Here is a 7,070-nt window from a genome sequence, read left to right on the forward strand (position 1 = left end):
GTCGCCGGCTGGGGTCCGTAGACCGCTTCCAGGGCGCGGGTCACCTCCAGGACGACCAGCGAGTCCACGCCGTAGTTCTCGAAGGTGAGGTCGGGGTCGAGCTGGTCGGGGGTCATCTCCAGGACGCGGGCGAAGACGTCCGTCACCTGGCGCAGGGTGTCGTCCTGGGAGGCCGGGGAGACGGGGGCGACCGGGGCCACGGCGGAAGCCGGCGCAGGGGCCGGAGCCGGGGTCCGCTTCGGCTCGCGCTCGGCCGCCGGAGCCTGCCCGTCGCCGGGCACCACGCCGTCGCTGACGGCGGCGATGACGCTCTGGAAGGCTGGTCCGGCCTCCGTCGTCGGGGCAGCCGCGCTGATGTCCGTGAAGCCGCACGCGGCCAGCGCGTCCCGCCACTGGCGCTCGCTCGCCAGCGGGGAGCGGGGCATGCGCTGCTCGGGGTCCGAGAACAGCCACCAGCCGGCCGTCAGGCCGAAGATGAGCGCCAGCTGGTGCCGCGCCCGGGTGCCCTCCACCAGCAGCAGGGCGCCGCCCCGCCGCAACAGCCGCTTGGCCCCGGTCAGCGTGTCGGACAGCCGCCGGGTGGCGTGCAGGACGTTGGTGGCGAGCACCACGTCGTGGGCGCCAGGGGTCAGGCCCTGCCCGGCCGGGTCGGCCTCGATGTCCAGCACCTCGAAGCGGGTGAAGGGGTACTGCGCGCCGAAGCGGTTCCTGGCCTTGCGGACGAAGGCCGGGGAGACGTCGGTGAAGACGTACTCGATGCCGTCGCCGTAGGGGGCGAGGGCGGCGAGCACGGCCGCCGTGGTGCCGCCCGTGCCGGCGCCGATCTCCAGGATCCGCACCGGTGCAGTGGGGTCGGCGGCCCGGTGGGCCTCGACCTGCTCGGCCACGAGCCGCGCCACCTCCCCGTTGCAGCGGTCGGTGACCGGGTCGCCCCGGTAGACGGCAGCCACACGCTCGGCGGAGCCGTCGGGGAAGAGGACCTCCATGGCGGGGCGGCGGCCGGTGAGCACGTCGGGCAGCGCGGTCAGGCAGTCACCGAGGAGCGTGACGACCGGCGCGAGGGATGGATGACGTGCCGTCAACTGACTGAATTCAACGACGAGTTCCTCCTGGGGCGCGGTCCTGCGGCCCGTCGGGCGCAGGCGGCCGCCGTCCGTGACGGTCAGCCAGTCCGCCTCGGCCAGCATGTCCAGCTGCGCCTGGAACAGCGCATCGTGCTCGGGCACCACGCCCAGGCGGGCGGCGAGTTCCTCCCGGGAGGCCTCGCCCGCGCCGAACAGGCCCGCCCGGTCGAGCACCGACGCCAGCAGGCGCAGCGCCAGCTCCTCCGCCTCGGCGACCGCACGCTGGTGCGCGGCCAGTTCACGGTCGGCGCCGGGCGCGCCCGGGAAGCGGACCTCGGGCAGCGGGTCCGGCGCACCGCCCGGCAGCACGCTCAGGGTGCGGTCGGGGTCGATGCCGAGGTTGTCCAGGATGGGCCGGTCGGCGTCCAGGGCGAACACCTGGGACAGCCCGGCCGCGAGGGTCCGCTCGACGACGGCCATGCCCTGCTCGGCGCTCAGCGGCCGGATGCCGGCGGCGCCGAAGCGGCGCAGCACCCGCTCCCGCTCCGGGTCGCCGCCCGCGTGCCAGTAGCCGAGGTTGAGGACCCGCACCGGGAAGGACAGGGTGCGGGCGGCGTGCAGGGCACAGGCGTCGGCGAAGGTGCAGCCGGCGGCGTAGCCGGCCTGGCCGTGGTTCCCCTCGAACGCCACGCCGGACGAGTAGAAGAGCGCGAAGTCCAGCGGCACCTCGCGCACCGCTTGCAGCAGGCTCCAGCCCGTCCTCCGGCAGCTCCCTCAGCACCTGGTTGACCAGCACCATCGCGGCGTTGATCACCCCGTGCAGGGCGCCGAACTCCTGTACGGCGAGATCGACGGCCTCCTTCAGCGCGTCCGGGTCGGTGGCGTCGAGGGCGAGGTAGCGGACCTCTGCGCCCGCCTTCTCCAGCTCTGCGACGGTCTGCCGCCGGGTCTCGTCGAGCGGGGAGCGGCCGACCACGACCAGCTTCGCTCCGTAGGCGCGGGCCAGGTGTCGGCAGGTGTCCCGGCCGACGGCGCCCAGCCCGCCGACGACCAGGTAGACGCCACCCGGGCGGAACCGGGGTGCGGCGGCGGGCAGTTCGACCCGCTCCAGGGTGCGCACCCGGCGGACGCCCGCGCGCAGCGACACCGGCACCGGCCGGGCCGGGAACGGCTCGGCCACGATCGCGTCGGCCGCATGGGCGGCCTCCGCCGCGCGTACGTCGACGAGCGCCACGCGCAGCGCGGGGAACTCCTTGGCCGCGACGGCGGCCAGGCCGGCGGTCCCGGCGGCCCACGGGGAGGAGTCGTCGCCTGCCTCCAGCGGGTGGACGTCCGTGGTGACGACCTTCAGGCGTGTCTCGCGCTCCAGCAGGCCGTGCCTGGCCAGCGCCCGCACCAGGCGGTACAGGGCGACCGGGCCCCGGTCGGTCAGGGCGCGCAGCTCGGCGCGGCCGGCGGGCTCGCGCCCGGGGGCCGTGGCGAGGAAGTAGACCAGGTCCGGTGCGCCGGATCCGGCCAGGGCGCGGTCGAGTTCGGCGTCCGCGAGGCCTCCGGGGCCGACCGGGAGCCGTCGTACGTCGGCGCCGTGGTGGGCGCGGGCGATGCCGGCGGCGGGCTCGGCGTCCAGCCGCTCCCCGACCAGCAGCACGCTGCGGGCGGCCGCGGCGCGCTCCTGGGCGGGCCGGGCGGTCCACACCGGCCGGTGCACGACCACCGCGGACGGTTTGGCCTCGCGGTAGGTCAGGCCCTCGAACCGGACCCGTACCGCGCCGGTGTCGTCGCAGAGCAGCACCTCGCAGCGGTCGGTTCCGGTCTCCCGGACGTACGACCAGCCGGTCGTGGGGACTGCGCCGAACACCTCGACGCGGTCGGCCGCGAACGGCAGCATCGGCCGGGCATGTTCGCCCCGGCGGCGGACCAGCAGGGCGGCGACGGTGTGCAGGGCGGCATCCAGGACGCCCGGGTGCAGGGCGTGCGCCGGGTCGTCGCCGGCGGGCTCGCCGATCCGGCCGAGCACCTCGTCCCGGCCGGTCCACACCTGCCGGACGCGGCGGAAGAACGGCCCGTACGGCAGTCCCTGCCCGGCCAGCGCCCGGTAGAAGGAGCCTTCGCCCGGGCCTTCGTCCAGGCAGGCGCGCAGCGCGGTGACGTCGAGGGGGGCGGGCGCGGCCGGGGCGGCGGCGAGGCGGCCGCAGGAGCGTACGGCGTCGTCGGCGCCGCGGATCTCGTACCGGTCGCCGTCGAAGGCTACCGCCACTGTCTCCTCGGCCCCGCTCAGGGCCAGCGGGACGACCCAGCGGACGTCTACGCAGGCCCGCCCGGCCAGTCCCCCGCTCGCCTCGGCGACCAGGTCCAGGTGGCCGACACCGGGCAGGATGGGCCGCCCGTCGACCACGTGGTCGCGCAGCACCGGCTCGTCGGCGGCGAGCCGGCGCTCCCACCGGCGCGGGCCCTGCGCAGGGGCGGGAGCGGGCGTGGTGTCGAGCCAGTGCCGTACCCGCTCGAAGGGGTACGTCGGCAGCGGCACCCGGCGGCGCTCGGCGGGGCGCAGGCGGTGCAGCAGATCCCAGTCGACGGTGACGCCCGAGACCCACAGCCGGCCGAGGAGGTCGTCGGCGCCGGCCGCGATCTGGGTGGCGAGGAAGTCCTCGCCGCCGATGCCGTCGGTCAGCAGGCCGGCCAGCGGCGGGTGCTGCTCCACCCGGCCCCGGTGCAGCCACTGGCCGCCCTCGCCCCGGCCGACGGCGGCGAGCTTGCCGGCCGCGTCCGCGAGGTCGGCGGCGACGAACGCCAGCCGTGCGGCGAGGGGTTCGCGGCCCACGCGCAGGGTGTGGGCGACGTCGGCCAGCCTCGGGGCACTCGGCTCGGCGAGGGTGCGACCCAGGTCGGCCGCGCGGGCGCGCAGCCGGTCCTCGTCTCGGGCGGACAGGACGATCAGCTCCGCCTGCTCGGGCCCGGCCGGGGCCGGCTCGGGAGTCATGTACTCCTCCACGACGACGTGCGCGTTGGTGCCGCCCGCCCCGAACGAGCTGACGGCGGCGCGGCGCGGCAGCGGACGGCCGTCACCGTCGTACGCGCGCGGCCACTGCGCCGTCTCCCGCTGCACGGTGAACGGCGAGCTCTCGAAGTCGATGACCGGGTTGAGTTCCCCGGCGTGCAGCGTGGGCAGCAGTGTGCCGTGGCGCAGCTGCAGGACGGCCTTGGTGAGCCCGGCGATCCCGGCGGCGCCCTCCAGGTGGCCGATCGCGGACTTCACCGAGCCGAGGGCGCAGAATCCCGTGTCGCCGGTGTGCCGGGCGAAGGCCTGGGCCAGCGCGGTGTGCTCGATCGGGTCGCCCAGGGCGGTGCCGGTGCCGTGCGCCTCGACACAGCCGATGGTGCGGGCGTCGATGCCCGCGGCGGCCAGCGCCTGTTCCACCAGCGCCTGCTGGGCCTGCGGGTTGGGCACGGTGTAGCCGCTGGTCCGGCCTCCGTGGTTGACGGCGCTGGCACGGATCACGGCGTGCACGGTGTCGCCGTCGCGGACCGCGTCCGCCAGCCGCTTGAGCACCACCGCGCCGACGCCCTCGCCGGGCACGTACCCGGTGCCGCCCGCGCCGAAGGCCCGGCAGCGGCCGTCGGCGGACAGCATGGTCTTGCGGCTGAGGTGCACGTACTTGTCGGGGTGCACGGCGCGTTGACGCCGCCGGCGATAGCGTACGAGCACTCGCCGCGGCGGATGCTCTCGCAGGCCTGGTGCACGGCGACGAGGGACGCGGAGCAGGCGGTGTCGATCACCATGCTCGGGCCGCGGAAGTCACCGAAGTAGGAGACCTGATTGGCGATGGCGGAACGGTTGGCCAGCACGACCTGGTGGTTGCCGCGGGCTGACTCGGCGGCAGCGAGGATCGCGTAGTCGTCCCACATGACGCCGACGAACACGCCGACGTCGTGTCCCTGGCCGCCGTGGCGGGGCGCCGGGATCCGGGACGGCGGGTAGCCGGCGTCCTCCAGCGCCGACCAGGCCGTCTGCAGGAAGAGCCGCTCCTGCGGGTCCATCGTGCGGGCCTGCTTGGGCGCGATCTGGAAGAACAGCGAGTCGAAGGAGTCCACGTCCGACAGGAAGCCGCCCCAGCGGCTGTAGCTGCGGCCCGGTGCGGCCGGGTCCGCGTCGAACAGGGCGTCGGCGTCCCAGCGGTCCGCGGGGACCTCGGTGACGCAGTCGCGGCCCTCGGCGAGGTTGCGCCAGAACTCCTCCAAGGTGTCCGCCTGGGGGTAGCGGCCGCTGATGCCGATGATGGCGATCGGCTCGTCGGCGTCCCGGCGGGCGGGCGGGGTGTGCGGGTCCGGGGCGGGCGCGGGCGCGGGAGCGGCGTCCTGCCGCGACAGCTGCGTCTTCTGCCGCGACGGCTCGGTCTCCTCGGGGAACAGGCGGGTGACGGCGTCGGCCTGCTCGGCGAGGATGTGGCCGGCCAGCTCGTCGACCGTCCGGAACTCGAAGAACACAGTGCCGCGCAGGCCCGGGAAGTCCTTGCCCAGCAGCGAGTTGGACTCCATGACCAGCACCGAGTCCAGGCCGTAGTCGTCCAACGGGACGCGGCTGTCGAGGCGCCCGGCGGGCAGCTTGAGCACGCCCGCGAGGACCTCGCGCAGGTGCTCCACCAACCGGTCCCGGAGCCGGCCGGCGCGGGCGGCGGCGACGGGCGCCGGCGTGACGGGCCGGGACGGGGCGGGCGTACCCGTCAGGGCGGCGTCGACGGCCGCCGGGTCGCCCCAGGCGGGCACGAGCCACGAGGTGCCGGGGGCGAAGGAGCGAGCGAGGAGGTCGAGGCCCGCTTCCGCGGTCAGCGCCCGCATCCCGCTGCGGCGGGTGTACGCGGCCAGTTCCTCCTCGCGGACCAGCCCGTCGACCCCGCCGACCGCCCAGAGCGGCCAGGCCAGGGACAGACTGCGGCCGTGCCCCTCGCCCCGGCGCACCCGGCGGTCGCGGAGCACCGTGTAGAGGTCGGCGAAGCGGTTGGCGGTGGCATAGCCGGCCGCTCCGAAGTCACCGATGAGGGAGGAGACTGAGGAGAAGACCACGAAGAGGTCGAGAGGGTCCTCGCGGGTCAGCCGGTCCAGGTGGACCAGGCCGTGTGTCTTGGCGCCGAGCAGCCGGGCGAAGCGCTCCCGGTCGCCGTCGGCGCGGCCCTCGTCGGCGACGCCCGCCAGATGGAACACGCCGTGCAGGGCGCCGAACCGGTCCCGGGCGGCGGCCAGCGCCGCGCCGAGTTCGTCGGCCCGGGCCACGTCGGCGCGCAGCGCGAGCACCTCGGCACCGAGGCCGGTCAGCGTGCGGTGCCAGGCGCGGGTGCGCTCGTCGGGCTCGGAGCGGCCGATCAGCACCAGCTTGGCCGCGTGGGTGCGGGCCAGATGCTCGGCGAGGACATGGCCGATGGCACCGGCGCCGCCGGTCACGACGTACACGCCCCCGTCCCGCAGGGGGACGTCGGCCGGGGTGGCCGGGCCTGTGAGCGGGCGCAGGGCCCGTACCTGCCGCTCGCCGGAGGCCGTACGGCGGACCTCCAGGCCTGCGGCGCGGGGTGCGGCGCGCAGTTCCACCGCCACGGCCTGGGCGACCTCGGCGGCCGGGGCCGCAATATCAACGCCGAGGGTGAGCAGTTCCAGGCGCGGCGCGACCGGCCCCGTGGAGCGGGCGAACCCGGCCAGGGCGGCCCACTCGGGCCGGTCCTCGCCGGCGTTCCGCGTGTGCAGCACCAGGCACCGCACCCGGCCGGGCAGCACGCCGGTGCGGGCCGCGTCGAGCACGTCCAGGACGGGGGCGCAGGCGCGGTCGAGCAGGTCGGCGGGCGAGCCGTCGTCCGCGTCGCCGAGGACGACGGCGAGGTCGAGCCCGTCCTCGTCGGCGAGGGAAGCGAGTCGGCCGGTGTCCTCGCCGACGACGACGCGCCGCCACACGCCCGTCGCGGCCAGCGCGGACTCCAGTTCCGGGTGGCGGCCGAGCAGGACGAGGGTCCCAGCGGCGTC

2 protein-coding genes and 1 pseudogene are annotated in these 7,070 nt (G+C 76.1%); all 3 read right to left on the minus strand.

Annotation, left to right across the window (positions count from 1 at the left end; all coding sequences use genetic code 11):
- Window positions 1-1,655 (minus strand): methyltransferase (locus ACTWQJ_RS43355; protein ID WP_443311903.1); only part of this gene is annotated, 1,655 nt, incomplete at its 3' end.
- A 30-nt stretch (window positions 1,656-1,685) separates the two neighbouring features.
- Window positions 1,686-4,641 (minus strand): annotated as a pseudogene (locus tag ACTWQJ_RS43360) (SDR family NAD(P)-dependent oxidoreductase); the annotation flags it as partial.
- A partial coding sequence (locus ACTWQJ_RS43365; RefSeq protein WP_443311902.1) for an SDR family NAD(P)-dependent oxidoreductase occupies window positions 4,560-7,070 on the minus strand: 2,511 nt, incomplete at its 5' end. The gene ACTWQJ_RS43365 and the pseudogene ACTWQJ_RS43360, both read right to left, overlap by 82 nt.

Source organism: Streptomyces sp. KR55, assembly GCF_052245645.1.
In the GTDB taxonomy this organism is placed as follows: Bacteria; Actinomycetota; Actinomycetes; order Streptomycetales; family Streptomycetaceae; genus Streptomyces; species Streptomyces flavusporus.